This is a genomic window from Pseudomonas sp. 13B_3.2_Bac1 (assembly GCF_025466205.1).
GTDB classification, from domain to species: Bacteria; Pseudomonadota; Gammaproteobacteria; order Pseudomonadales; family Pseudomonadaceae; genus Aquipseudomonas; species Aquipseudomonas fluorescens_H.
In genome coordinates, this window is sequence record NZ_JANLOG010000157.1 from 1 (window position 1) to 25,756 (window position 25,756).

Below are 25,756 nucleotides of genomic sequence, written 5' to 3' on the forward strand. Positions count from 1 at the left end.
CCCCAACTGTTTTTTGTGGGGAGCCAACAAAAAAGGCGGGCCCCCCGCTTGGGTGGGCGCGCCTTTTTTGTTGCCGCCGGGTTTTAGCTACCCGCGACAGTCATCCGCTCGATCAACACCGAGCCCGTGCGAATATTGCTGCGCAGCTCCAGATCATTACCGACTGCGACGATCTGCTTGAACATGTCGCGCATGTTGCCGGCGATGGTCACTTCCTGCACCGCGAACTGGATTTCGCCGTTCTCGACCCAGAACCCCGCCGCCCCGCGCGAATAATCGCCGGTGACCATGTTCAAGCCATGGCCCATCAATTCGGTGACCAGCAGCCCACGGCCCATGCGCTTCAACAGCGCCGCCTGGTCTTCGTCACCGTGAGTGACGAACAGGTTGTGCACGCCACCCGCGTTGGCGGTGCTCGGCATGCCGAGTTTGCGCCCGGAGTAAGTGCCGAGGATGTACGACACCAGTTCGCCCTTCTCGACGAACGGCTTGGCGTAAGTGGCCAGACCATCGCCGTCGTAGGACGCACTGCCCATGGCGCGCATCAGGTGCGGACGCTCGTCGATGGTCAGCCATTCCGGAAACAGTTTCTGCCCCAAAGTGCCTTCGAGAAACGACGATTTGCGATACAGGCTGCCGCCGGACACCGCCGACAGGAAACTGCCGAACAACCCGCCCGCCAGCTCGGCGGAAAACAGCACCGGCACTTCGCAGGTCGGCACCGGACGCGCGCCCAGACGGCTCGCGGCGCGTTGCGCGGCACGCTGGCCGATGCTCACCGGATCCGCCAGCAAGCTGCCCTGACGGTTCACGTCATACCAGTAATCGCGCTGCATCTGGCCATCGGCTTCGGCGATCATCACGCAGCTCAGGCTGTGCCGGGTCGACGCGTAACCGCCGATGAAACCGTGGCTGTTGCCATACACACGGCAGCCCTGATGCGTGCTGAGGGTGGTGCCGTCGGCGTTCTTGATCCGCGCATCGGCGTCGAACGCGGCCGCTTCACAGATCAGCGCCTTCTCGATGGCCTGCTCGGGGGTGATGTCCCACTCGTGAAACAGATCGAAATCCTGCTGATCCCTGGCCATCAGCGCCGCATCAGCGAGGCCCGAAGCTTCGTCTTCAGAGGTGTGTTTGGCGATGGCCAGTGCAGCGGCAACGGTTTCGCGAATCGCATCAGGGCCGGTGGCGGAAGTGCTGGCCGAGCCTTTGCGCTGGCCAACATACAAGGTGATGCCAAAACCCTGATCGCGATTGAACTCGACCGTCTCGACCTCACGCTGGCGCACCGAAGTCGACAAACCTTGCTCCAGCGACACCGCGACTTCGCAGGCGCTGGAGCCCTGACGCTTGGCTTCGGCGATGATCTGCTCGACCTGTTCCTGCAGTGCCGGCAATGCCTGCGGGCCGACGCTTTGAACTGCACTCATGCTCATCTCCACTCAAATTCTGCTTTCGGCTGGGGTCATCGAGCGACCGGGCCGGACAAGCGGCCCCCGACTGGTTATCATGGCGGCGTTTCTTTGCGGACTGCCACCATGGTTGATTCTTACGACGACTCCCTCGATACGGGAGAAAAAAGCAAATCTCAGGTCAAACGCGAGCTGCATGCTCTGGTTGACCTTGGCGAGCGCCTTACAACACTCAAGCCCGACTTGCAGGCAAAACTGCCATTGACCGACGCTTTGCGCCGGGCCCTGGCCGATGCGCCCAAGCACACCGCGAACATCGCGCGTAAACGGCACCTGCAGTTCATCGGCAAACTGATGCGCGATCAGGACACTGACGCGATTCTGGTACTGCTCGATCAACTCGATGCCTCCACCCGTCAGTACAACGAGCGTTTCCACAACCTCGAACGCTGGCGTGACCGCCTGATCGCCGGTGACGATGCCGTGCTGGAGAAATTCGTCGTCGAGTACCCGGACGCCGATCGCCAACAACTGCGTTCCCTGATCCGTCAGGCTCAGCACGAGGTTGCGCAAAACAAACCTCCTGCTTCCAGCCGCAAGATCTTCAAGTACATCCGTGAGCTGGACGATACGCAACGCGGCCTGCGTTGATAGTCGTCAGCGGGTGGCCGCAATGCGCGCCACCCGAAGCTCCACCTCTTCTTATGCGCCCGTGCCACCCACGGTGATCGCATCGATTTTCAGCGTCGGCTGACCGACACCCACCGGCACCGACTGCCCGTCCTTGCCGCACGTGCCCACACCGCTGTCCAGCGCCAGATCGTTACCGACCATCGACACCCGGCTCATCGCCTCGGGACCGTTGCCGATCAACGTCGCGCCCTTGACCGGCGCAGTGATCTTGCCGTCCTCGATCAGGTACGCCTCGCTGGTGGAGAACACGAACTTGCCGCTGGTGATGTCGACCTGACCGCCGCCAAGGTTGGCGCAGTAGATGCCCTTCTTCACCGAAGCGATGATTTCCGCCGGATCGCTCTCGCCGCCCAACATGTAGGTGTTGGTCATGCGCGGCATCGGTAAATGTGCATAAGACTCGCGACGACCGTTACCGGTGCGGGCCACGCCCATCAGGCGCGCATTGAGCTTGTCCTGCATGTAGCCCTTGAGCACGCCGTTTTCGATCAACGTGGTGCACTCGGTCGGGGTGCCTTCGTCGTCGACGCTCAGCGAGCCGCGACGACCGCTCAACGTGCCGTCATCGACAATGGTGCAGAGCTTGGAAGCGACCATTTCGCCCATCCGCCCGCTGTAGGCCGAACTGCCCTTGCGATTGAAGTCGCCTTCCAGACCGTGGCCGACCGCTTCGTGCAGGAGCACACCGGACCAGCCCGAACCGAGGACGACAGGCAAGGTGCCGGCCGGTGCCGGAATCGCTTCGAGGTTCACCAGGGCCTGACGCAGCGCTTCACGGGCATAACCCATGGCACGGTCTTCGGCGAGGAAATAACGGTAGTCGGTACGCCCGCCGCCGCCATGCCCGCCGCGCTCGCGACGACCATTCTGCTCGACGATCACGCTGACGTTGAAACGCACCAGCGGTCGCACATCAGCGGCCAGGCCTCCGTCGGTGGACGCCACCAGAATCCGCTCCCAGACCCCGGCCATGCTCACGCTGACCTGCTGAATCCGTGGGTCGAGGGCGCGGGTAGCGACGTCGATGCGCTTGAGCAGCTCGACTTTCTCGGCGCGGCTCAACACTTCCAGCGGATTGTCCGGCGCATACAGCTGCGCGACATCCTGAGTGCTGAACGCCTGCACCGTGCCGTTCTGCCCGGCGCGGGAGATCGAACGCGCGGCACGAGCCGCAGCGCCCAGCGCTTCAAGGGTGATCGCGTTGCTGTAGGCAAAACCGGTCTTCTCACCGGACTGCGCACGAACGCCAACACCCTGATCGAGGTTGAAGCTGCCTTCCTTGACGATGCCGTCTTCCAGCGACCACGACTCGGAGATCTGACCCTGGAAATACAGGTCGGCAGCATCGATGCCCGGGCCTGCCAGATCGCCGAGCACGCCTTGCAGGCTCTCGATCGTCACGCCGCCGGGCGCCAACAGGTGATCACTGACTGAGGACAACAACTCGCTCATAGGTTTACGCCTTAAATTCATGTTCTGAAGCAGGCCGCTGTGCGCCCTGCGAGAAAAACCGCCGATGACTCGTCACCGGCATTCGCGCCCTGATGGACGCTTGTTCATCACTGTCGCGTTCGGCCAACAACACCGCTTCGCCTTGATCCTGATGCGCCAGCACACGGCCCCACGGGTCGACAATCGCCGCATGACCGAAGGTTTCCCGCGGCCCCGGATGGGTTCCGCCCTGCGCTGCCGCCAACACATAACACTGGGTCTCGATGGCCCGGGCGCGAATCAGCACGTCCCAATGCGCCGCACCGGTCACCGCGGTAAAGGCCGATGGAGCGGTGATCAACTCGGCACCGGCGGCGCGCAGTTCACTGTACAGCTCCGGGAAGCGCAAGTCGTAACACACGCTCAGACCGACGCGGCCGACCGGCGTGTCCGCCACCACCACGCCACTGCCATAAGCATAGTCATCGGATTCGCGATACCGCCCGCGATTGTCCGCCACATCGACATCGAACAGGTGCAGCTTGTCATACCGCGCGACGGTTTCACCCTGATCGTTGACCAGCAGCGAACAGGCGTGGGATTTGGCCTGCGGTTGCCCGAGCGGCGGCAACGGCAAGGTACCGGCCACTATCCATAACTTGAGGTCACGGGCGGTCTGTTTCAACCACGGCAGGATCGGCCCTTCGCCGAGCGCTTCGGCGCGGCCGATGTCGGCGATATCGCGACGGCCCATGGCGGCGAAGTTTTCCGGCAGCACCGCCAGCTTCGCGCCGCCGGCCGCGGCCTGTTCGAGCAGGCGTCGAGCCTGCGCCAGATTGGCGAGCACATCACTTTGGCTGACCATTTGAATCACCGCTAAAGACATGGCGCGCTCCGCAACAGGTATGCGGCCATGCTACTCCATAGGCTTGGGATATGGCTGTTCAAAAAGGCTTGTCGAAGGTGATTTTCGGTTCTTTCCACGGGCCTTTGACGGTGTATTTGACGCTGGCGAAGCGTGCCACACGGTCACCGATCAGCTTGTCGATCAGGAACAACGCCCCGCCCACCGCCGGCGCGCCGACAATCAACGCGGCAATCGGCAGGTTGTTGGTCACCGGCAAGGTCACCAGCAATTTCGCATCGACCTGCTCACGCACCAGATCCAGCGTACCGTTGAGTTCCAGATTGCTCGACGGCCCGGTCAGGCGAATCGGCTCGCGAGTGTCATAGACACCGGCGTTGGCCACCAGCAGGCCCTTGACCCGGTCGTAGCTCAGGCCCTTGCCGAACAAGTCGGAGAAATCCAGACGCAGGCGGCGGCCGATGGAGTTGAAGTTGAGCAGACCGAACACCCGCAACGCCTGCGCGCCGCCCTCCACTTCAACGAACTGACCTTTATTGAGCGAGGCATCCAGCGTGCCCGAGAAACGCTTGGTCGCCAGCCATGCCGGCGAGCCGGGCCAGCGGCCATCGACGTCCATGTGAAACTCTTCACTGGTCACGCTCGGTGCAAAGCCCCAGCCCTTGAGCACATCGGCGAGGTTCTTGCCGCTGATCCGGCCCTTGAACCAACTGTTGGTCGACCCCGGTGTACCTTCCCAGCCGCCATTACCCTGCAACAGGATGCCCTTGAGGCCCATGTCCATATTGTTCAGGGCAATGCCTTTGGCCGTTGGCCGCACCTTGAGCGACCAGCCGCCCACCAGATCCGGGCCGAGGTACAACTGATTGATGGTGATATCCAGCGCAGGAATCTTCGTCGGGTCGACCGAAACCAGCGGGTCGGGCGAGTTCTCGTCAGCCTGCACCGTCGGATCCGGCGCCGGCAGGCGCACGTATTGCAGATTGACCCCAATCGGTGCGCCCTTGGCATCAGGCAGGCTGGCCGAGCCCTTGGCCTGCTGGCTGTCGAGCGACAGATTCCAGGCCCACGGTTTGCGGTTGACCTGCACTGCAGCCTGATCGAGCGTGGTGCCGAAAGCGGTGAGCTTGCCCACCTTGAAGTCGGCACTGTTGAGCAGTTGCTTGGCGCTGCCACCCGGGTCGTTGCCGGCGTATTTGCTGACCAGATCCTGCCACGGTGCGACGTCCAGCTCCGACAGCACACCACGAATGCGCAAACCCTTGGCCTCCGGCAGAACCGCATCGCCCGTACCGAGGAACAGCTCGCCGCGGCCATCGGCAAAATTGCTCGGTGGCGCCGCGAAAGTGAAACTGGCCAGCTGATCGTAGCTGACCCAGTAGCGCCGCTCCGGACCTTGCAGGGTCATGCGGAATACCGTGTCCCGGCCCTGCTGGGCCGACATGCCGAACGGTGCCGGCAGATCCACCGCCACACCTTTCATGTTGGAGCTGACCGTCAGCTGGCTGTCGCTGCCGTCGAGGTTGACCTGCAACTGATAGGGAATGGTCCCGGACACCGGCAACGGCTTAGTCACGCCCAGCCAGTCAGTGAGTTTTTTCACCTCGACCTGCCCAGAGGCGGCGACCCGGGTCTTGATCTTGTTGGCGCTGCCATCGGCAAAAATCTGCGCGGTCACTGGCTTGTCAAACGCCTGCGCTGCAATGTTCTGGCCGCTCAGACCCTTGGCGCTATCGAAACGGAAATCGCCTTTGAGCTGGCTCAGTTCAAGCTTCGGCTCCGCCAGTTTCAGGCGCGCATTGGCAGTCTTGAAGTCGACGACAATCTTCGGCTGATCACCCTTTACCAGCGGAATATCGAGTTTGACCTTGCCCTGCAGATCGCCCTCGCCTTCCCAGCCGGCAAAGGTTTCGCCGGTGCCGATCGGCGCGGTCTGCAGTATTTTCAGTCCGTCGCCCAGCCCACCGGAAAAACCGCCGTCGAGGAACAGATGGGTATGTTGTCCGGCCTGCACATGGGGAATGTTGACGAAGACGTCACTGACCTGCGTGTCGAGCAACTGGCCCTTGTCGGCCACGATGCGCACGCCGCTGTCCTCGATGAACACGTCGCCGCTGACCTTGCTCACATGCGGCCAGCCCGGCTGGAACGCCAGTTCGGCGTCATGCACCTTGAAGAACAGGCTGATACTGCGATCGACATCCTTGGCGTTCTTGTTCAACGAACCCTGGTACTGGAAGAACCCCTGGTCCACGGCGCCTTTGAGGATCGCCGTGCGCAACCACTCGTCGAGGGCCGGGCTCAAGACTTCGGGCAGGTACTTGGCGGTGTAACGACCGTCGCCATCGACCAGTCCGACGCGCAGGTCCATGTAGTCTTCCTGGCTATGGTCGAAGTGCAGGCGGATCAGGAAGTCGCCGGCAATCTTGCCCTCTTCGCCCAGCACTTTCAGGTAAGGCGCGATCAGGGTGAAACCGTCTTTGTCGAGTTTCCAGGTCAAGCGGGCGTTGGCCTGAATGTATTGCCATGGCTTGGCGAAGATCGGGTCGAGGTGCAGGACGAAATCCTTGCTGTCCATGCGCAGTTCACCGCCGTCGAGGTTGCCGCTGAGGCTGCCACTGACGTTTCGCGCCGCCGGGGCACCGTGATAGGCATCGAAACCGACATTATCGAGGTTGGCAGCGAAGCCGAATTTCGAGCCGTCGGTGGCGTTCGGACGAAAATCCAGCAGCACGTTGCGCAGTCCGCCCGTCACCTTCAGATGGTCGACGACCGTGGCGACGCTTTCGGGCAACGGCCCCAGCGCATTGAGCAACGGCGTGAGCGGTGTCAGATCAAGGCGGTCGGCCTGCAAGTGCCACAGCTCATCGGTTTTATCGGTGGCCACCGTCTGCTTGAGCTGAACATGGGATTCCCAGCGGGTCTCGCCGACATTCATCGCCAACGAATCGAGGGTAACGATCGCGCCCTCGTCATCCCGCTGGTAATAACCGTTGAGCGCCAGATTGCTGATCTTGATCGGTTTACGCTCGGCATAAGCGCCGGTCACCTGCGGCGCATTCAAACGCACGGCGGCGCTTTGCAGGGCGCCGTCGTTCCAGTTCACCCACAGCTCGCCGCCGGCCTTGATCTGGGAAAAATTCCACTGCTGGGTCAAACGCTCGGGCAGCCACTTTGACCAATCGCTTTGCGGCAGGCTGACATAACCCTCCAGCGAACTGTCGGGCAATTGAGAGGGGCGAATCCGTGTACGCAGGCTCATCGCCACCGGCTGCCCGTCGGGCAAGGTCAGACGGGCGTCGAGACGCTGACGGCTGCTGCCGGTTTTCAGATTGAGGCCGACGTAGGTAAAGGTCATCGGCGCCTGATCCAGCGGCTGCACGGTCACCTGACTGTCGAGCACCGACAGTTGCTGAATAATCTGTGAGCGATTGAACAATTGTTCGGGATCAAGCGGCTGGTCGTTCTGCACTGGCAGGCCTTCCAGTGCCCAGGTGCCGTCCTGCGCTTGTTTGACGCTGATCTTCAGGCCGTTCAGTTCCAGATGGGCGATGCGTACTTCGCGCGCCAGCACACTGGCCCAGAGATCAGGCACCACGCGCACCCGGTCCAGACGCAAGGCATTGGCGCCGTCACCGACCATCACATCGTGGGCCAGCAGAATCGGCGCGAATCCGCTCCAGTTGCCCTCCAGTTCGCCGATCTGCAATGGCATGCCGAGCACGGCCGTGGCCTTGTCTTCGATATCGGTGCGGTATTCCGCCACCAGCGGCGTCAGTTCCCGACCGAGGCTGACGTACAACGCCATCAGCACCAGAACCAACGCGCACAGGCCCAGCCCCCAGCGGGTCAGTGCGGCCAAAATGCGTGTCAGACGCTCCATGTCAGTTGGCTCCCATGGCAATAAAACTACTAAAAGCTGAGGCCAGCCGTTGTGGATTAAATGTGCTGCAGGGGTTCAGAGCAGCACCACGTCATATTGTTCCTGGGAATACATGGTTTCGACCTGAAAGCGTATGGTGCGGCCGATGAACCCTTCAAGCTCGGCGACGTTACCGGATTCTTCGTCGAGCAGCCGATCCACCACTTTCTGGTTCGCCAATACCCGATAACCCTCAGCCTGATAGGCCCGGGCTTCACGCAGAATCTCGCGGAAAATCTCGTAACAGATGGTTTCCGGAGTCTTCAACTTGCCACGCCCCTGGCAACTGCTGCACGGCTCGCACAGCACTTGTTCAAGACTTTCGCGGGTGCGCTTGCGGGTCATCTGCACCAGGCCCAACTCGGTGATGCCGATGATGTTGGTCTTGGCGTGATCACGTTCGAGCTGTTTTTCCAGGGTGCGCAGCACCTGACGCTGATGCTCTTCATCTTCCATGTCGATGAAGTCGATGATGATGATCCCGCCCAGATTGCGCAGGCGCATCTGCCGGGCAATCGCGGTGGCCGCTTCGAGGTTGGTCTTGAAGATGGTTTCTTCGAGATTGCGATGGCCAACGAACGCGCCGGTGTTGACGTCGATGGTGGTCATGGCTTCCGCCGGATCGACCACCAGATAACCGCCGGACTTGAGCGGCACTTTGCGCTCGAGGGCTTTCTGGATTTCGTCTTCGACGCCATACAGGTCGAAAATCGGCCGCTCGCCCGGATAGTGTTCCAGACGATCGGCGATTTCCGGCATCAGTTCGGCGACGAACTGCGTGGTTTTCTGGAAAGTTTCCCGGGAGTCGATACGGATCTTCTCGATCTTCGGGCTGACCAGGTCGCGCAGGGTGCGCAGGGCCAGACCGAGGTCTTCGTAGATCACGCTCGGCGCGCCAATGGTCTTGATCTGCTCGCTGATCTGATCCCACAGACGGCGCAGGTAGCGGATATCCATGAGGATTTCATCGGCCCCGGCCCCCTCGGCGGCGGTACGCAGGATGAAGCCACCGGCCTCTTTGATCCCTTCCTTGGCCACACAATCGCTGACCACCTGCTTGAGGCGTTCGCGCTCGGCTTCGTCTTCGATTTTCAGAGAAATGCCGACGTGGGCGGTGCGCGGCATGTACACCAGATAACGCGATGGAATCGACAGCTGAGTCGTGAGTCGTGCACCTTTCGAGCCGATCGGATCCTTGGTCACCTGCACCACCAGACTCTGGCCTTCGTGCACCAGCGAACTGATGCTTTCCACCGCCGGGCCTTCGCGCAGGGAGATTTCCGAAGCGTGAATGAAGGCCGCACGATCCAGACCGATGTCGACGAATGCCGCCTGCATACCCGGCAGCACCCGGACAATCTTGCCTTTATAGATGTTGCCGACGATCCCGCGCTTTTGCGTGCGCTCAACGTGGACTTCTTGCAGCACACCGTTTTCGACCACCGCCACGCGCGATTCCATCGGCGTGATGTTGATCAGAATCTCTTCACTCATGGCAGGGTCTCGTTCAGGCATGTTCACGATAATGGCCGCATCTTGATTCGTACGACGCTCATTGCGCGTTCAGGTTTTGCCAACAGGGTATGCCGAAATGGCCTAACAGTTCTGCGGTTTCGCAAACCGGCAGCCCGACCACGGCCGAATAGCTGCCATTGAGCCCCGCGACAAACACCGCGCCGAGGCCCTGAATGCCATAACCGCCGGCCTTGTCCCGAGGTTCACCGCTGGCCCAGTAGGCCGCCGCTTCTTCACAGCTGATCGGGCGGAACCGCACCAGACTGCGCACCACTCGCGACTCGCAACGCTGGCCTTCCAGCACCGCGACGGCGGTCAGCACTTCATGCTCCTTGCCGGACAACATCATCAGCATGGCGCATGCGTCGGCTTCGTCCACCGGTTTGCCAAGAATTTTGCCGTCGAGCACCACCGCGGTGTCCGCGCCCAGAACGCAAAACGCCGCGTCGGACACCCGCGTGCGTCGACCGGCCTCGGCCTTGCCACGCGCGAGGCGTTCGACATAGGCCGAGGGCAATTCTTCGGGAAGCGGGGTTTCATCGATGTCCGCACTGATGGCGGCGAACGGCACGCCGATCTGCGTGAGCAACTCACGCCGACGCGGCGAACCAGAGGCGAGGTAAAGCGGCTTCATCAAGACATCTCCCTTGTCGAGGTGCGGGCACATGCCTGACCGAATCAGTTGATTTTGTAGCGGCGGCGCAATCCACGCAAAGCAAAGCTGACCCAAGGCCAGAGCAAGGCGCTGGTCAAGGCTGGCAGCACCAGCGCCAGAGTTGGCTGGCGGTTGCCGGTCAGGGCACTCAGCCACAATTGAACCAACTGAGCGAGGCCGAAGATCACCAGGATCACCAGACATTGCTGCCACATCGGGAACATCCGCAGGCGTTGCTGCAAGGACAGCACCAGGAAGGTGATCAGGGTCAGGATCAAGGCGTTCTGGCCAAGCAGCGTGCCGTACAGCACGTCTTCGGCCAACCCCAGGCAAAACGCCGTGACCATGCCCACGGTTTGCGGCAAGGCCAACGCCCAGAATGCCAGCAGCAGCGCCAGCCAGAGCGGACGCAGGATTTCCATGAATTGCGGCATCGGCGACACGCTGAGCAGCAGACCGATGAGAAATGTCAGCCAGACCATCCAGCCGTTACGGGAAGCAGTAGCCCCAACCATTATTCTTGTCTCCCGGTATTGGCCGGCGCGGTGACCGGCGGTTTCGCCGCCGGACGCGCAGCAGGCTGGGACGCCGGCGGTTTACTCGCTGCCGCAGGCTTGGTCGCAGGCGGTTTGCTCGCTACCGGTTTGGCCGGCGTAGTGCTGGCCGCGGCGGCAGGTGCTGCGGGGGCGGTTGTTGCTGCAGCGGCAGCCGGGCTGTTGACGATTTTCGGCACTGTGGCCGGAAGCACCGGGCCACCGCCCTGCGCATCAAGATTTTCCTGGGCCTGCGCCGCATCGTTGGCGCGCTCTTCGGCGGTGCGGTTGTCACTGAACACCAGCAGCAGATAACGGCTGCGGTTCAACGCAGCGGTCGGCACCGCGCGGACAATCGCGAAAGGCTGGCCTGAATCGTGGATGACTTCCTTGACCGTCGCCACCGGATAACCGGCCGGGAAGCGCTGGCCGAGGCCGGAGCTGACCAGCAGGTCGCCTTCCTTGATGTCGGCGGTGTCGGCAACGTGCCGCAGTTCCAGGCGTTCCGGATTGCCGGTGCCGCTGGCAATCGCCCGCAGACCGTTACGGTTCACCTGTACAGGAATGCTGTGAGTGGTGTCGGTCAGCAGCAGCACACGGGAGGTGTACGGCATCAACTCGACCACCTGGCCCATCAGACCGCGTGCATCGAGCACCGGCTGACCGAGCACCACGCCGTCGCGCTCACCTTTATTGATGATGATGCGATGGGTGAAGGGATTGGGGTCCATGCCGATCAACTCGGCCACTTCGACCTTTTCGTTGACCAGTGCAGAGGAATTGAGCAACTCGCGCAGCCGCACGTTCTGCTCGGTGAGGGCGGCAAGCTTTTGCATGCGGCCCTGCAACAGCAGGTTTTCGGTCTTGAGTTTTTCGTTTTCGGCGACAAGCTCTGTGCGACTGCCGAACTGACTGGCGACCCCTTCCCACAGCCGTCCGGGCAGGTCGGTGATCCAGTAGGCGTCCATCAACACCAGCGACGCTTGTTTGCGCGCGGGTTTGAGCAGGTCGAAGCGGGCATCGACCACCATCAGCGCGACCGACAGCACGGCCAACACCAACAGGCGCACACCCAACGAAGGGCCTTTGGCGAAAAGCGGTTTAATAAGCCGCTCCTCCCAGGCAAATGTTCTGTTTATTCATACGGCATCAAACCGGCCTGGATGAAGACTGACAGAAGATAAACGCCAACAGGCAGCACTGCAAAGTGCTGCCTGTGCGCTCACCCACGTATTGCAAACCGGCGAATTATTCGCTGGAGAGCAGGTCCATGGTGTGCTTGTCCATCATTTCCAATGCACGGCCACCGCCGCGAGCAACACAGGTCAGCGGATCTTCGGCAACGATCACCGGCAGACCGGTTTCCTGAGCCAGCAGCTTGTCGAGGTCACGCAGCAGCGCGCCACCACCGGTCAGCACCAGGCCACGCTCGGCGATGTCGGAAGCCAGTTCCGGCGGCGATTGCTCCAGCGCGCTTTTCACCGCCTGAACGATAGTAGCCAGCGACTCTTGCAGAGCTTCCAGCACTTCGTTGGAGTTCAGGGTGAATGCGCGTGGAACGCCTTCGGCCAGGTTGCGACCGCGAACGTCGACTTCGCGCACTTCGCCGCCCGGGTAGGCCGTACCGATTTCCTGCTTGATGCGCTCGGCAGTCGATTCACCGATCAGGCTGCCGTAGTTGCGGCGCACGTAGGTGATGATCGCTTCGTCGAAGCGGTCGCCGCCGACGCGGACGGATTCGGCATAGACCACACCGTTCAGGGAGATCAGCGCGATTTCAGTGGTACCACCACCGATATCGACGACCATCGAACCGCGTGCTTCTTCAACCGGCAGGCCGGCACCGATCGCAGCAGCCATTGGCTCTTCGATCAGGAACACTTCACGGGCACCGGCACCAAGGGCCGATTCACGGATGGCACGACGCTCGACCTGGGTGGATTTGCATGGAACGCAGATCAGCACCCGAGGGCTGGGCTGCAGAAAGCTGTTTTCGTGAACCTTGTTGATAAAGTATTGCAGCATCTTTTCGCAGACGCTGAAGTCGGCGATCACGCCGTCCTTCATCGGACGAATGGCAGCAATGTTGCCCGGCGTACGACCGAGCATGCGCTTGGCTTCGGTGCCGACAGCTACGACACTTTTCTGGTTACCGTGTGTCCGAATGGCCACAACCGATGGCTCATTCAGGACGATACCGCGCTCGCGCACGTAAATAAGGGTGTTGGCAGTGCCCAGGTCAATGGAAAGATCGCTGGAAAACATGCCACGCAGTTTCTTGAACATGGGAAAGGGACCCTAGGCAACGCGTGGGTAAAAAAGTGCGGCAAACTCTAACAACGACAGGGATTTTGGGCAAGGCGCCAATATGTTAAATTGGCCGCTTTTCTGTGCACCAAGCCCCACAATCGCGGCCTTATGACCGTAGAAGTGCGGTAGTGTTCCGACAATCTAACACACGGACGCCGTCCGTTCTGTTTTCCACTGGAGAATCCCGATGGCGCTAGAACGCTCCGACGTGGAAAAAATCGCACATCTGGCCTGCCTTGGCCTGAATGATGCCGATCTTCCGCACATTACTTCCGCCCTCAACAGCATTCTCGGGCTGGTCGACGAAATGCAGGCCGTTGATACCGACGGTATCGAGCCTTTGGCCCACCCGCTGGAAGCCAGTCAGCGCCTGCGCGCCGACGTCGTGACCGAGACCAATCACCGCGAGGCCTATCAGTCCATCGCACCAGCGGTCGAAAACGGCCTGTATCTGGTTCCGAAAGTCATCGACTAAAGGGAAAGAGCCTGCAATGCATCAAATGACTCTGGCCGAGATCGCCCGCGGTCTCGCCGATAAAAAGTTTTCCTCCGAAGAGCTGACCAAAGTCCTGCTGGCGCGTATTACCCAGCTCGATCCGCAGCTCAACAGTTTCATCAGCCTCACCGAGGAGCTGGCACTCGAGCAGGCGAAAGCCGCCGACGCGCGCCGGGCCAACGGTGAGAGCGGCGCCCTGCTCGGCGCGCCGATCGCCCACAAGGACCTGTTCTGCACCCAGGGCATCCGCACCAGCTGCGGCTCGAAGATGCTCGACAACTTCAAGGCCCCGTACGACGCCACCGTAGTCGCGAAACTGGCCGCTGCCGGTGCCGTGACCCTGGGCAAGACCAACATGGACGAATTCGCCATGGGTTCGGCCAACGAGTCGAGCTGGTACGGCGCGGTGAAAAACCCGTGGAACCTGGAACACGTGCCGGGCGGTTCGTCCGGTGGTTCGGCAGCGGCAGTTGCCGCTCGTCTGTTGCCGGCGGCCACCGCCACCGACACCGGTGGTTCGATTCGTCAGCCAGCTGCATTCACCAACCTCACCGGCCTGAAACCGACCTACGGTCGTGTTTCGCGCTGGGGCATGATCGCTTACGCCTCCAGCCTCGATCAGGGCGGCCCGTTGGCGCGCACTGCCGAAGACTGCGCGATTTTGTTGCAAGGTATGGCCGGGTTCGATCAGAACGACTCCACCAGCATCGATGAGCCGGTTCCGGATTACTCCGCCAGCCTCAACACTTCGCTGCAGGGCCTGCGCATCGGCGTGCCGAAGGAATACTTCAGCGCCGGTCTCGACCCGCGCATCGCCGACCTGATCCAGAACAGCATCAAAGAGCTGCAGAAGCTCGGTGCCGTGATCAAGGAAATCAGCCTGCCGAACATGCAGCACGCGATTCCTGCGTACTACGTTATCGCGCCAGCCGAGGCCTCCTCGAACCTGTCGCGTTTCGACGGCGTGCGTTTCGGCCATCGCTGCGAGAACCCGGAAAACCTGATCGACCTGTACAAGCGCTCGCGTGGCGAAGGCTTCGGGCCGGAAGTGCAGCGCCGGATCATGGTCGGTGCCTACGCGCTGTCCGCCGGTTACTACGACGCCTACTACCTGAAAGCGCAGAAGATCCGTCGCCTGGTGAAGAACGACTTCATGGCTGCCTTTAATGAAGTCGACATCATCCTCGGCCCAACCACGCCGAACCCGGCCTGGAAACTCGGCGCCAAGAACAGCGACCCGGTCGCTGCCTATCTGGAAGACGTCTACACCATCACCGCCAACCTCGCGGGCCTGCCGGGCCTGTCGATGCCGGCCGGTTTTGTCGACGGTCTGCCGGTTGGCGTGCAGTTGCTCGCGCCGTATTTCCAGGAAGGCCGTTTGCTCAATGTTGCGCACCAGTATCAGTTGAACACTGACTGGCACACCCGCACCCCAACCGGCTTCTGAGGAGACACACATGCAATGGGAAGTCGTGATCGGGCTGGAGATTCACACTCAGCTCACTACCCGGTCGAAAATCTTTTCCGGTAGTTCCACCCAGTTCGGCTCCGAGCCGAACACCCAGGCCAGCCTGATCGACCTGGGCATGCCCGGCGTATTGCCGGTGCTGAACCAGGAAGCGGTGCGCATGGCGGTGATGTTCGGTCTGGCGATTGACGCCGAGATCGGTCAGCACAACGTGTTCGCCCGCAAAAACTACTTCTACCCGGATCTGCCGAAGGGCTACCAGATCAGCCAGATGGAATTGCCGATCGTCGGCAAGGGCCACCTGGACATCGCGCTGGAAGACGGCACCGTCAAACGTGTCGGCATCACCCGCGCGCACCTGGAAGAAGACGCCGGCAAGAGCCTGCACGAAGAATTCAACGGCGCCACCGGCATCGACCTGAACCGTGCCGGCACGCCGCTGCTGGAAATCGTTTCCGAGCCTGACATGCGCAGTGCCAAGGAAGCCGTGGCTTACGTCAAGGCGATCCACGCGCTGGTGCGTTACCTGGGCATCTGCGACGGCAACATGGCCGAAGGTTCGCTGCGTTGCGACTGCAACGTGTCGGTACGTCCGAAAGGCCAGGTCGAGTTCGGCACCCGCTGCGAGATCAAGAACGTCAACTCGTTCCGCTTCATCGAGAAGGCGATCAACTCCGAGATCCAGCGTCAGATCGAGCTGATCGAAGACGGCGGCAAAGTGATCCAGCAGACCCGTCTGTACGATCCGAACAAGGACGAGACCCGTCCGATGCGCTCCAAAGAGGAAGCCAACGACTACCGTTACTTCCCCGACCCGGACCTGCTGCCAGTGGTCATCGAAGAGTCGTTCCTCGGCGAGGTGCGTGCCACCCTGCCGGAACTGCCACCGCAAAAACGCGAGCGCTTCCAGAGCCAGTTCGGTCTGTCGGCCTACGACGCCAACGTGCTGGCCACCAGCCGTGAGCAAGCGGACTACTTCGAGAAAGTCGCCGCCATCGGCGGCGACGCCAAACTGGCGGCGAACTGGGTGATGGTCGAGTTGGGCAGCCTGCTCAACAAGCAAGGCCTGGACATCGAGGATTCGCCGGTTTCCGCTGAATTGTTGGGCGGCATGCTGCAGCGCATCAAGGACAACACCATCTCCGGCAAGATCGCCAAAGTGGTGTTCGAAGCGATGGCCAACGGCGAAGGCACGGCGGACGAGATCATCGACAAGCGCGGTCTCAAGCAAGTGACCGACACCGGCGCCATCTCGGCGGTGCTGGACGAAATGCTCGCGGCCAATGCCGAGCAGGTCGAGCAATACCGCGCGGCAGACGAAGCCAAACGCGGCAAGATGTTCGGCTTCTTCGTCGGTCAGGCCATGAAGGCTTCGAAAGGCAAGGCCAACCCGCAGCAAGTGAACGAACTGCTGAAAAGCAAGCTCGAAGGCTGACCACAAATGGAGCCAGCATTTGTTACTGGCTCTGATCCCCTGTGGCGAGGGAGCTTGCTCCCGCTGGTCTGCGCAGCAGACCCAAGTCGGCAACCGCACTCTTCCAGAAAGAATGTGGTTGCCGGTTTTGCGACCGCTTCGCGGCCGAGCGGGAGCAAGCTCCCTCGCCACAATTATTTTGGGAGCTTTCGAATGAAACGCCTGCTCGGCGCGTGCGCCCTGCTCTCCTTGCTCGCCGGTTGCTCCAGCAACGACATCATCGACCCGCACGGTTACGACCAGACCGGGGTCGCCTCCTACTACGGCGCCCAACACCACGGTAAACGCACCGCCAGCGGCGAAGCGTTCAACCAGCATTCCCTGACCGCCGCCCATCGCCAACTGCCATTCGGTACGCGGGTGAAGGTCACCAACCTGAAAAATGACAAATCCTGCGTGGTGCGCATCAACGACCGCGGACCGCATACCCGTGGCCGTCTGATTGATGTTTCACGCGAAGCCGCCGAACAACTCGGTATGCTCGGCAGCGGTACGGCACGGGTTCGCGTGCAGGCCCTCGACGACTGATGGAGCACCCGCCATTTTCGCGCTAGCCGATTTACCGCTGATCAACGTGATCGAACTGCTCAGTGGCCTGCTACTGCTGATCCTCGGCGCCGAACTGATGGTGCGCGCCGCCGTGCGTCTCGCCGCACGCTTGCATGTGCGACCACTGATCATCGGCCTGACCATCGTCGCCCTCGGCAGCAGTGCCCCGCAGATGGCAGTCAGCCTGCAAGCGACCCTCGCGCACAACCCCGACATCGCCGTCGGCAGCGTGATCGGCAGCAGCATCTTCAACATCCTCGTGACCCTCGGCCTGTCGGCACTGATCATTCCGTTACGGGTTTCGCGACAACTGGTGCGTCTGGATATTCCGCTGATGATCGGCGCCAGTCTGCTGGTGTTCGTCCTCGCCTGGAATGAACAGATCAGCCGCTTCGACGGCGTCCTGCTGCTCGCCGTGCTGGCGTTGTATCTGGGCTTGCTGCTGCGCCAGTCGCGGCACTCGGCGCGCCCGCATTCGGAAGTGCCGCAAACCCCGAAGGCGCCGTGGTTCAGCAGTCTGCTGATGATCGCTGTCGGGCTGGCGCTGCTGGTGTTCGCCGGGCATTTGCTGCTCCGCGCCGCGGTGGCGGTGGCGACCGATCTGGGCTTCTCCGAGCGGGTGATCGGTCTGACCGTGGTCGCGGTCGGCACCTCGCTGCCGGAACTCGCCACCTCACTGATCGCGGCACTGCGCGGGCAACGCGATATCGCCGTGGGCAACGTGATCGGCGCCAACCTGTTCAATCTGCTGGGAGTGCTCGGTATCACTGCGTTGATCGCGCCGACGCCGTTGTCGGTCTCGCCCAACGCGCTGGATTTCGACTTGCCGGTGATGCTCGGCGTCGCCGCGCTGTGCCTGCCGGTGTTCTATTCCGGCTATCGCGTGACCCGCGCCGAAGGTTTGTTGCTGCTCGGTTTGTACCTGGCTTACGGGCTGCACGTGGTGTCGTTCACCACCGGCATGCCGCTGGCCGGCAAACTGGAAAAGCTGATGCTGTTTTACGTGCTGCCGACGCTGCTGGCGTTCCTGTTGTTCACGTCCGTACGCGCCTGGCGCCGCCAACACCACAAGAGGGATGTGCCATGACCGATTCGCAGAAAACCGGGGTTGAAATCCGCCGTCAGGTAATGGGCGATGCGTTCGTTGATCGCGCGCTGGGCAACGCCACCGAATTCACTCAGCCGTTGCAGGATTTCGTCAATGAGCACGCCTGGGGCGGCGTGTGGAATCGCGAAGGTCTGCCACTGAAAACCCGCAGCCTGATCACCCTCGCCGCGCTGACCGCGTTGAAGTGTCCGCAGGAATTGAAAGGCCACGTGCGGGGTGCGCTGAACAATGGCTGCACGGTCGAGGAGATTCGTGAAGCGTTGCTGCATTGCGCGGTGTACGCCGGGGTGCCGGCGGCGATTGATGCGTTTCGCGCGGCGCAGGAAGTGATCGACAGTTACCAGAAACCTGAGTGAAAGGACTGACGCCTTCGCGAGCAAGCCCGCTCCCACAGGGTTCTTTGGTGTTGTTGAAATCTGATTAACAACACAAAAACCTGTGGGAGCGGGCTTGCTCGCGAAGAGGCCCGCAGGAGCAACCCGAGTCTCAGGCTAGATCCACCCACCCCACTGCAACAGAAAAATCCCGATATTGGTGGTCACCGCCGCCATCAGCGTGGTCATGACAATGATCGCCGCCGCCAGCTCATGATTGCCCTGCGCCGCGCGGGCCATGACGAAACTGGCTGCCGCCGTCGGGCTGCCGAAGTACAGAAACAGAATCCCCAGTTCCGCCCCCCGAAAACCCCACAGCCATGCGCCGAGCGTCGCCAGCAGCGGCAGGCCGATCATCTTCACCAGGCTCGAACTCAGCGCCATGCTGCCGCTCTTGCGCAGCGCCGCCAGTGACAACGTGCCGCCAATGCAGATCAGCGCCAACGGCAAGGTGGTTTGTGCCAGATACTGCCCGGAAGTTTCCAGCCAGCCCGGCAGGCTGAGCTTGAACCAGGCAAACGGCGCCGCCGCGATCACGCTGATGATCAACGGATTGCTGAACACGCTTTTGCAGATGCTCCACGGATCGGACTTGATCACCGGGCTGTACACCGCGAGCACGATGGTCGATAGGGTGTTGTAGAACAGGATCACCAGCGCCGCGAGAATCGCCCCGAGGGAAATCCCGTAGTCGCCGTACATGCTCGCCGCCAGCGCCAGACCAATCACCCCGTTGTTGCCGCGAAACGCACCCTGGGTGTAGATGCCGCGATCTTCACGCGGGCACTTGATGATCGCCCAACCCCAGGCCAGGGCAAAACTCGCCAGCGTGGCGAGCGCAAAATAGATCAGCAGCGCCGGTTGCAGCGCGGCGTGCAGATCCGCATGCAGAATCCCCAGAAACAGCAGCGCCGGCATGCTCACGTTGAACACCAGCGCCGAGGCCGTGTGGATAAAGTTGTCGTTGATCCACTCGATACGCTTGAGCAGCACCCCGAGGAACAGCATGGCGAACACCGGCGCGGTGATATTCAGGGTGTCGAGGAAGATTGCCAGCATGCCGGGGGGAGCCTTTGGGTGAGCGTCGTCAGGGGGCTAATGATAAGCCAGCGAGTCCTCCGGCGTCTGTCAGATTGCCTTCGCGAGCAAGCCCGCTCCCACAGAAACGCCACAGATCCAATGTGGGAGCGGTCACACCTGTGGCGAGGGAGCTTGCTCCCGCTGGGTCGCGAAGCGGCCCCAAATAGAGGGGACTGCTACGCAGTCCAACGGGAGCAAGCTCCCTCGCCACAGGGTCAAGTAATCGGCGCCGGATTGAACAAGGTGATGTCGTTATGCAGCTTGTGCTTCTCCGCCCAGGTCTGCTGCTTGCCGCTCGCTACATCCAGATAGTAGTGAAACAACTCCCACCCCAACTCCTCGATGGTCGCGCGCCCGGTGGCGATCCGTCCGGCATCGATGTCGATCAGATCCGGCCAGCGCTGCGCCAGTTCGGTCCGGGTCGAGACCTTGACCACCGGCGCCATCGCCAGGCCATACGGCGTGCCACGCCCGGTGGTGAACACATGCAGGTTCATCCCCGCTGCCAACTGCAAGGTGCCGCAGACAAAATCACTCGCCGGTGTTGCGCAGAAGATCAGGCCCTTGCGCTTGAAACGCTCGCCCGGGCCGAGCACGCCGTTGATCGCGCTGCTGCCGGATTTGACGATCGAACCCAGGGACTTCTCGACAATGTTCGACAACCCGCCCTTCTTGTTACCCGGCGTGGTGTTGGCGCTGCGATCCGCTTCGCCCTTGGCCAGATAGCGGTCGTACCAGTCCATCTCGCGCACCAGTTCCTGCGCCACGGTCTTGGTCTCGGCACGGGAGGTCAGCAGATAGATTGCATCGCGCACTTCGGTGACTTCGGAAAACATCACCGTAGCTCCTGCGCGCAGCAGCAAGTCCGAGGCATAACCCAGCGCCGGGTTGGCGGTGATTCCGGAGAACGCATCGCTGCCGCCGCACTGCATGCCGAGGATCAGCTCCGACGCCGGCACGGTTTCGCGGCGGCGCTGGTCGAGCTTCTTCAAACGGACTTCAGCCAGCGCCATGATCTGCTCGATCATCTCGGTAAAACCGTGGCTGGAATCCTGCAAGCGATAGAGCCACGGCTCGCTGAGATCCACCGAGGCATCGTCCTCGTGCATCACCTGTCCGGCCTGCAATTTCTCGCAGCCGAGGCTGATCACCAACGCTTCGCCACCCAGGTTCGGGTTGCGCGCCAGATTGCGCACGGTGCGGATCGGGATGTACGCATCGGTGGCGGTGATCGCCACGCCACAATCGTAACTGTGGGTCAGCGCCACCACGTCATCGACGTGCGGGTACTTCGGCAGCAACTCGTCCTTGATACGTTTCACCGCGTGATCGAGCACCCCGGTCACGCACTGCACCGTGGTGGTGATCCCGAGGATGTTGCGCGTACCGACGGTGCCGTCGGCGTTGCGGTAACCCTCAAAGGTGAAACCTTCCAGCGGGGCCTGCGCGGCCGGTACTTCGGTGGACAGCGGCAGGCTGTCCAGCGGCGGCGCGGTCGGCATGCGCAGTTGATCTTCCTTGACCCAACTGCCGCGTGGAATCGGCTGCAACGCGTAGCCGATGGTCTGACCGTAGCGAATCACCTGACCGCCCTCGGGAATGTCTTCGAGGGTGACCTTGTGGCTCTGCGGCACAAAATCCACGGTCACCAGACCGTCCGGGAATTCGGTGCCGGCCGGTACGCCCTGGTCGTTGACCACAATCACTACGTTGTCCCGCTCGTGCAGGCGGATGTAGCGCGGCGAGTCGGAATGTTCAATCAACTGCATGACGCCGCTCCTCAGGAATGCGCTTGAGACAATTTGCCGGTGATTTCAGAACCACCGTTGGTTGGCGGCTCTTTGAGCACCACACGTTTGATCGGACCGACGATCACCAGGTAGCTGAACACCGCGACCAGTGCGTTGGCGCCGACGAACACCAGTGCCCACTTGAACGAACCGGTGGAGCTGATGATGTAGCCAATCACGATCGGTGTGGTGATCGATGCGATGTTGCCGAACATGTTGAACAAGCCACCACTGAGACCGGCGATCTGTTTCGGCGAAGTGTCGGAAACCACTGCCCAGCCCAGCGCACCCACGCCTTTGCCGAAGAACGCCAGGGCCATGAAGCCGACCACCATCCATTCGATGTCCACGTAATTGCAGGCGACGATGCTGCTCGACACCAGCAGACCGCCGATGATCGGTGCCTTGCGGGCGAAGGTCAGCGAGTGCCCTTTGCGCAGCAGGTAATCGGAAATCACCCCGCCGAGTACGCCGCCGATGAAGCCGCAGATCGCCGGCAACGAGGCGATGAAACCCGCCTTGAGAATGGTCATGCCGCGCTCCTGCACCAGGTACACCGGGAACCAGGTCAGGAAGAAATAAGTGATGCCATTGATGCAGTACTGGCCCAGGTAAACGCCGAGCATCATGCGGTTGGTCAGCAACTGGCGGATGTAATCCCACTTCGGCCCGTCCGACTTTTTGCCTTGCTTCTGATCCATGTCGACCATGCCGCCGTTGTCGGCGATGAACTGCACTTCGGCGTCGTTGGCCATCGGGTGCTGGCGCGGGCTGTGGATAACCTTGAGCCAGATCAGCGAGAAGACAATGCCGAAACCGCCCATGACGATGAACACGTGTTCCCAGCCAAAGGTATAGACAATCCAGCCCATCAGCGGCGCGAACAGCACCGTGGCGAAGTATTGCGCCGAGTTGAAAATCGCCGAAGCGGTGCCACGTTCAGCAGTCGGGAACCACGCTGCGACAATTCGAGCGTTGCCGGGGAACGACGGCGCTTCGGCCAGGCCCACCAGAAAGCGCAGCATGAACAGCGCAACAATCGCCGTGGACATGCCGAACTCACCGACAAAGCCCTGCAGCACGGTGAACAGCGACCAGCAGAAAATGCTCAGGGCATAGACTTTTTTCGAGCCGAAGCGATCGAGCAGCCAGCCACCGGGGATCTGCCCGGCCACGTAGGCCCAACCGAAGGCGGAAAAGATATAACCGAGGGTGACCGCGTCGATGCCGAGGTCTTTTTGCAGGCTGGAACCGGCGATGGCGATGGTCGCGCGGTCGGCGTAGTTGATCGTGGTCACCAGGAACAACATGAGCAGGATCAAATAGCGGACGTGAGTCGGCTTGGACGGTTGCATGTAGATGTACTCCCACTGATTATTTTTATGCGCGGGTGAATCTGTTGTGCTGCATGTATTCCCTGTAGGAGCTGCCGCAGGCTGCGATCTTTTGATCTTGCTTTGAAGATCAGGATCAAAAGATCGCAGCCTTCGGCAGCTCCTACAGGGGTGCGGTGCCAGGGTCGACACCGCATGTTCATTCAGGAACCGATGTAGCTGGTCTTCACGACCGTGTAGAACTCTTGTGCATAGCGGCCTTGCTCACGTGAGCCATAGGATGAACCCTTACGGCCGCCGAACGGAACGTGGTAATCGACACCGGCGGTCGGCAGGTTGACCATGACCATCCCGGCCTGCGAATGGCGCTTGAAGTGGTTGGCGTACTTCAGCGAGGTGGTGGCGATACCGGCGGACAAGCCGAACTCAGTGTCGTTGGCCATCGCCAGCGCCGCCTCGTAATCGGCCACGCGAACGACGTTGGCCACCGGGCCGAAAATCTCTTCACGGCTGATGCGCATCGACGCTTCGCTGTCGGCAAACAGCGTTGGCGCGAGGAAGTAGCCTTCGGTGTCGCAGGTCACCAGACCACCGCCGCTGACCAGACGTGCACCTTCGCTCTGACCGATGTCGATGTACTTCAGGTCCTGTTCCAGTTGCGCCTGGGAAACCACCGGGCCGATGTCGGTGCCGGATTTCAGCGCATGGCCAACCTTGATCGACTGCATGCGCTCGGCCATGGCTTCGACGAACTTGTCGTGAATCCCGGCGGTGACGATCAGGCGGCTCGACGCCGTGCAACGCTGGCCGGTGGAGTAAAACGCGCTCTGCACCGACAGCTCGACCGCTTGTTTGAGGTCGGCGTCGTCGAGAATGATCTGCGGGTTCTTGCCACCCATTTCCAGCTGCACTTTGGCCTGGCGCGACACGCAATTAACGGCGATCTGCCGACCCACACCGACCGAGCCGGTGAAGCTGATGCCATCGACTTTCGGGCTGTTGACCAGCGCTTCGCCGACTACCCGGCCGCTGCCCATCACCAGGTTGAACACGCCGGCGGGGAAACCTGCGCGGGAGATGATTTCCGCCAGCGCCCAGGCGCAGCCCGGCACCAGATCCGCCGGTTTCAAGACCACGCAGTTGCCGTAGGCCAGGGCCGGGGCGATCTTCCATGCCGGGATGGCAATCGGGAAGTTCCACGGGGTGATCAGACCGACCACTCCGAGGGCTTCGCGGGTGACTTCAACGTTGACGCCCGGGCGCACCGACGGCACGTAGTCGCCGGACAGCCGCAGGCATTCACCGGCGAAAAATTTGAAGATGTTGCCGGCGCGGGTCACTTCGCCGATGGCTTCGGGCAGGGTCTTGCCCTCCTCCCGGGCCAGCAGGGTGCCGAGTTCTTCGCGACGGGCGAGGATTTCCGTGCCGACTTTATCCAGCGCATCGTGACGGGCCTGAATACCGGACGTCGACCACGCCGGGAACGCGGCACGGGCGGCATCGATGGCGGCGTGAACCTGAGTCAGGTCAGCCTTGGCGTAGTCGCCGATGGTGTCGCTCAACTCGGACGGATTGATGTTCGCCGAGTAATCGGCACCGGCGACCCATTCACCGTTGATGTAGTTGTCGTAACGCTTGGAATCAGCCACAGAAAATTCTCCTCTCTACGCAAAAGCCGCTGATTGCTCAGCGGCCTTGTGGGTCGGTGTTTATTGCGCGCCTTGCTTGTCGATCAGCGCGGCGAGCATTTCGAATTCTTCGCCGGTCAGGTCGGTCAGCGGCGCCCGCACCGGGCCTGCGTCATAGCCGGCAATCTTGGCCCCGGCCTTGACGATGCTCACGGCGTAACCGGCTTTGCGGTTGCGGATGTCGAGGTACGGCAGGAAGAAGTCGTCGATGATCTTGCCGACGGTGGCGTGATCGTCGCGGGCAATCGCGTGGTAGAAATCCATCGCGGTTTTCGGGATGAAGTTGAACACCGCCGAGGAGTAGACCGGGACGCCCAGTGCCTTGTAGGCAGCGGCATAGACTTCAGCGGTCGGCAGGCCGCCGAGGTAGCTGAAGCGATCACCGAGGCGGCGACGGATCGACACCATCAACTCGATATCACCCAGACCGTCCTTGTAGCCGATCAGGTTCGGGCAGCGCTCGGCCAGACGTTCCAGCAGTGGCGCGGTCAGGCGGCAGACGTTGCGGTTGTAGACCACCACGCCGATGTTCACCGATTTGCACACCGCTTCAACGTGGGCGGCAACGCCGTCCTGGCTGGCTTCGGTCAGGTAGTGCGGCAGCAGCAACAGGCCTTTGGCGCCCAGACGCTCGGCTTCCTGAGCGTACTCGATGGCTTGACGGGTCGAACCGCCGACACCGGCCAGAATTGGCACGCTGGTGGCGCAGGTGTCGACCGCGGTCTTGATGATTTCCGAGTATTCGCTGGCTGCCAGGGAGAAGAACTCACCGGTGCCACCGGCGGCGAACAGTGCCGAAGCGCCATACGGGGCCAGCCATTCCAGACGCTTAATATAGCCGGCGCGGTTGAAATCGCCCTGGGCGTTGAAATCGGTGACCGGGAACGACAACAGACCGGCGGAGAGGATGGACTTCAGTTCTTGTGGATTCATTTTTCGAACACCCTGGGTAGCAACATTTTTTGTGAGTTTTATGATTCAGCCAGCGCTGAAGTTGTAGGTCATCGTACAACTTAAAAGATAACCGTCAACTGCATTTCATCGTTGCCCCACGCTTTT

21 protein-coding genes are annotated in these 25,756 nt (G+C 61.5%); 7 read left to right on the forward strand and 14 right to left on the reverse strand.

Going from position 1 to position 25,756, the window contains the following annotated elements; translation table 11 throughout:
* Positions 1–83: 83 nt before the first annotated feature.
* On the reverse strand, positions 84–1,430 hold the full coding sequence (gene pmbA, locus NTD85_RS26735; protein WP_410017553.1) for a metalloprotease PmbA: 1,347 nt from the start codon (positions 1,428–1,430) through the stop codon (positions 84–86).
* 108 nt (positions 1,431–1,538) lie between these two features.
* On the opposite strand from pmbA, the gene yjgA reads away from it, so the two are divergent.
* The gene (gene yjgA, locus NTD85_RS26740) at positions 1,539–2,063 is read left to right on the forward strand and encodes a ribosome biogenesis factor YjgA (RefSeq protein ID WP_003221672.1); all 525 of its coding nucleotides are present in this window, start codon (positions 1,539–1,541) and stop codon (positions 2,061–2,063) included.
* A gap of 51 nt (positions 2,064–2,114) precedes the next feature.
* On the opposite strand, the gene tldD is transcribed toward yjgA, so the two are convergent.
* The 8 genes from tldD to mreB all read right to left on the reverse strand — a co-directional run bounded on the left by tldD (position 2,115) and on the right by mreB (position 13,312).
* The gene (gene tldD / locus NTD85_RS26745; RefSeq protein WP_007961588.1) at positions 2,115–3,557 is read right to left on the reverse strand and encodes a metalloprotease TldD; all 1,443 of its coding nucleotides are present in this window, start codon (positions 3,555–3,557) and stop codon (positions 2,115–2,117) included.
* A 4-nt stretch (positions 3,558–3,561) separates the two neighbouring features.
* On the reverse strand, positions 3,562–4,422 hold the full coding sequence (locus tag NTD85_RS26750; RefSeq protein WP_003221670.1) for a carbon-nitrogen hydrolase family protein: 861 nt from the start codon (positions 4,420–4,422) through the stop codon (positions 3,562–3,564).
* Between the two features lie 58 nt (positions 4,423–4,480).
* Positions 4,481–8,284, reverse strand: coding sequence for a YhdP family protein (locus NTD85_RS26755; RefSeq protein WP_262143670.1), 3,804 nt, complete (start codon positions 8,282–8,284; stop codon positions 4,481–4,483).
* A gap of 75 nt (positions 8,285–8,359) precedes the next feature.
* Positions 8,360–9,817, reverse strand: coding sequence for a ribonuclease G (gene rng / locus NTD85_RS26760; RefSeq protein WP_003221665.1), 1,458 nt, complete (start codon positions 9,815–9,817; stop codon positions 8,360–8,362).
* A 58-nt stretch (positions 9,818–9,875) separates the two neighbouring features.
* Entirely contained in the window at positions 9,876–10,472 is a 597-nt protein-coding gene (locus NTD85_RS26765) for a Maf family protein (RefSeq protein ID WP_262143671.1), read from the reverse strand.
* A gap of 44 nt (positions 10,473–10,516) precedes the next feature.
* A complete protein-coding gene (mreD, locus tag NTD85_RS26770; RefSeq protein WP_003221660.1) occupies positions 10,517–11,008 on the reverse strand; it encodes a rod shape-determining protein MreD in 492 nt (163 codons plus the stop codon).
* On the reverse strand, positions 11,008–12,132 hold the full coding sequence (gene mreC, locus NTD85_RS26775) for a rod shape-determining protein MreC (RefSeq protein ID WP_080593219.1): 1,125 nt from the start codon (positions 12,130–12,132) through the stop codon (positions 11,008–11,010). The genes mreD and mreC overlap by 1 nt, the downstream gene beginning before the upstream one ends.
* Positions 12,133–12,274: 142 nt before the next feature.
* Positions 12,275–13,312: a rod shape-determining protein MreB gene (gene mreB / locus NTD85_RS26780; RefSeq protein ID WP_002555108.1), complete on the reverse strand. Its 1,038-nt coding sequence runs from the start codon at positions 13,310–13,312 to the stop codon at positions 12,275–12,277.
* A gap of 211 nt (positions 13,313–13,523) precedes the next feature.
* Between mreB and gatC the strand changes: the two genes are divergently transcribed.
* The 6 genes from gatC to NTD85_RS26810 all read left to right on the forward strand — a co-directional run bounded on the left by gatC (position 13,524) and on the right by NTD85_RS26810 (position 18,787).
* Positions 13,524–13,811 carry an Asp-tRNA(Asn)/Glu-tRNA(Gln) amidotransferase subunit GatC gene (gene gatC, locus NTD85_RS26785; protein WP_003221657.1) on the forward strand — a complete coding sequence of 96 codons (288 nt, stop codon included), beginning with the start codon at positions 13,524–13,526 and terminating at the stop codon, positions 13,809–13,811.
* Positions 13,812–13,827: 16 nt separating this feature from the next.
* Positions 13,828–15,279 carry an Asp-tRNA(Asn)/Glu-tRNA(Gln) amidotransferase subunit GatA gene (gene gatA / locus NTD85_RS26790; RefSeq protein WP_003221655.1) on the forward strand — a complete coding sequence of 484 codons (1,452 nt, stop codon included), beginning with the start codon at positions 13,828–13,830 and terminating at the stop codon, positions 15,277–15,279.
* Positions 15,280–15,289: 10 nt separating this feature from the next.
* Positions 15,290–16,735: an Asp-tRNA(Asn)/Glu-tRNA(Gln) amidotransferase subunit GatB gene (gatB, locus tag NTD85_RS26795; RefSeq protein ID WP_103521629.1), complete on the forward strand. Its 1,446-nt coding sequence runs from the start codon at positions 15,290–15,292 to the stop codon at positions 16,733–16,735.
* 192 nt (positions 16,736–16,927) lie between these two features.
* On the forward strand, positions 16,928–17,302 hold the full coding sequence (locus NTD85_RS26800) for a septal ring lytic transglycosylase RlpA family protein (RefSeq protein ID WP_262143672.1): 375 nt from the start codon (positions 16,928–16,930) through the stop codon (positions 17,300–17,302).
* A 46-nt stretch (positions 17,303–17,348) separates the two neighbouring features.
* Entirely contained in the window at positions 17,349–18,410 is a 1,062-nt protein-coding gene (locus NTD85_RS26805) for a calcium/sodium antiporter (RefSeq protein ID WP_262143673.1), read from the forward strand.
* The gene (locus tag NTD85_RS26810) at positions 18,407–18,787 is read left to right on the forward strand and encodes a carboxymuconolactone decarboxylase family protein (RefSeq protein WP_003221648.1); all 381 of its coding nucleotides are present in this window, start codon (positions 18,407–18,409) and stop codon (positions 18,785–18,787) included. The genes NTD85_RS26805 and NTD85_RS26810 overlap by 4 nt, the downstream gene beginning before the upstream one ends.
* Positions 18,788–18,922: 135 nt before the next feature.
* On the opposite strand, the gene NTD85_RS26815 is transcribed toward NTD85_RS26810, so the two are convergent.
* The 5 genes from NTD85_RS26815 to kdgD all read right to left on the reverse strand — a co-directional run bounded on the left by NTD85_RS26815 (position 18,923) and on the right by kdgD (position 25,630).
* On the reverse strand, positions 18,923–19,864 hold the full coding sequence (locus tag NTD85_RS26815) for an AEC family transporter (RefSeq protein WP_103485933.1): 942 nt from the start codon (positions 19,862–19,864) through the stop codon (positions 18,923–18,925).
* 236 nt (positions 19,865–20,100) lie between these two features.
* Positions 20,101–21,654 (reverse strand): galactarate dehydratase, encoded by a 1,554-nt coding sequence (gene garD / locus NTD85_RS26820; RefSeq protein ID WP_262143674.1) that lies wholly within the window; start codon positions 21,652–21,654, stop codon positions 20,101–20,103.
* An 11-nt stretch (positions 21,655–21,665) separates the two neighbouring features.
* Entirely contained in the window at positions 21,666–23,030 is a 1,365-nt protein-coding gene (locus NTD85_RS26825; RefSeq protein WP_003221643.1) for an MFS transporter, read from the reverse strand.
* 182 nt (positions 23,031–23,212) lie between these two features.
* Positions 23,213–24,658, reverse strand: a complete 1,446-nt coding sequence (locus NTD85_RS26830) for an aldehyde dehydrogenase family protein (protein ID WP_262143675.1) — start codon at positions 24,656–24,658, stop codon at positions 23,213–23,215.
* Between the two features lie 60 nt (positions 24,659–24,718).
* On the reverse strand, positions 24,719–25,630 hold the full coding sequence (kdgD, locus tag NTD85_RS26835; protein ID WP_201135802.1) for a 5-dehydro-4-deoxyglucarate dehydratase: 912 nt from the start codon (positions 25,628–25,630) through the stop codon (positions 24,719–24,721).
* Between the last annotated feature and the right edge of the window lie 126 nt (positions 25,631–25,756).

What these genes read in the sequence shown, in the direction of transcription:
- pmbA (WP_410017553.1), bottom strand. Translation starts at nt 1,430, where the DNA reads ATGAGTGCAGTTCAAAGCGTCGGCCCGCAGGCATTGCCGGCACTGCAG.
- yjgA (WP_003221672.1), top strand. Translation starts at nt 1,539, where the DNA reads ATGGTTGATTCTTACGACGACTCCCTCGATACGGGAGAAAAAAGCAAA.
- tldD (WP_007961588.1), bottom strand. Translation starts at nt 3,557, where the DNA reads ATGAGCGAGTTGTTGTCCTCAGTCAGTGATCACCTGTTGGCGCCCGGC.
- NTD85_RS26750 (WP_003221670.1), bottom strand. Translation starts at nt 4,422, where the DNA reads ATGTCTTTAGCGGTGATTCAAATGGTCAGCCAAAGTGATGTGCTCGCC.
- NTD85_RS26755 (WP_262143670.1), bottom strand. Translation starts at nt 8,284, where the DNA reads ATGGAGCGTCTGACACGCATTTTGGCCGCACTGACCCGCTGGGGGCTG.
- rng (WP_003221665.1), bottom strand. Translation starts at nt 9,817, where the DNA reads ATGAGTGAAGAGATTCTGATCAACATCACGCCGATGGAATCGCGCGTG.
- NTD85_RS26765 (WP_262143671.1), bottom strand. Translation starts at nt 10,472, where the DNA reads ATGAAGCCGCTTTACCTCGCCTCTGGTTCGCCGCGTCGGCGTGAGTTG.
- mreD (WP_003221660.1), bottom strand. Translation starts at nt 11,008, where the DNA reads ATGGTTGGGGCTACTGCTTCCCGTAACGGCTGGATGGTCTGGCTGACA.
- mreB (WP_002555108.1), bottom strand. Translation starts at nt 13,312, where the DNA reads ATGTTCAAGAAACTGCGTGGCATGTTTTCCAGCGATCTTTCCATTGAC.
- gatC (WP_003221657.1), top strand. Translation starts at nt 13,524, where the DNA reads ATGGCGCTAGAACGCTCCGACGTGGAAAAAATCGCACATCTGGCCTGC.
- gatA (WP_003221655.1), top strand. Translation starts at nt 13,828, where the DNA reads ATGCATCAAATGACTCTGGCCGAGATCGCCCGCGGTCTCGCCGATAAA.
- gatB (WP_103521629.1), top strand. Translation starts at nt 15,290, where the DNA reads ATGCAATGGGAAGTCGTGATCGGGCTGGAGATTCACACTCAGCTCACT.
- NTD85_RS26800 (WP_262143672.1), top strand. Translation starts at nt 16,928, where the DNA reads ATGAAACGCCTGCTCGGCGCGTGCGCCCTGCTCTCCTTGCTCGCCGGT.
- NTD85_RS26810 (WP_003221648.1), top strand. Translation starts at nt 18,407, where the DNA reads ATGACCGATTCGCAGAAAACCGGGGTTGAAATCCGCCGTCAGGTAATG.
- NTD85_RS26815 (WP_103485933.1), bottom strand. Translation starts at nt 19,864, where the DNA reads ATGCTGGCAATCTTCCTCGACACCCTGAATATCACCGCGCCGGTGTTC.
- garD (WP_262143674.1), bottom strand. Translation starts at nt 21,654, where the DNA reads ATGCAGTTGATTGAACATTCCGACTCGCCGCGCTACATCCGCCTGCAC.
- NTD85_RS26825 (WP_003221643.1), bottom strand. Translation starts at nt 23,030, where the DNA reads ATGCAACCGTCCAAGCCGACTCACGTCCGCTATTTGATCCTGCTCATG.
- kdgD (WP_201135802.1), bottom strand. Translation starts at nt 25,630, where the DNA reads ATGAATCCACAAGAACTGAAGTCCATCCTCTCCGCCGGTCTGTTGTCG.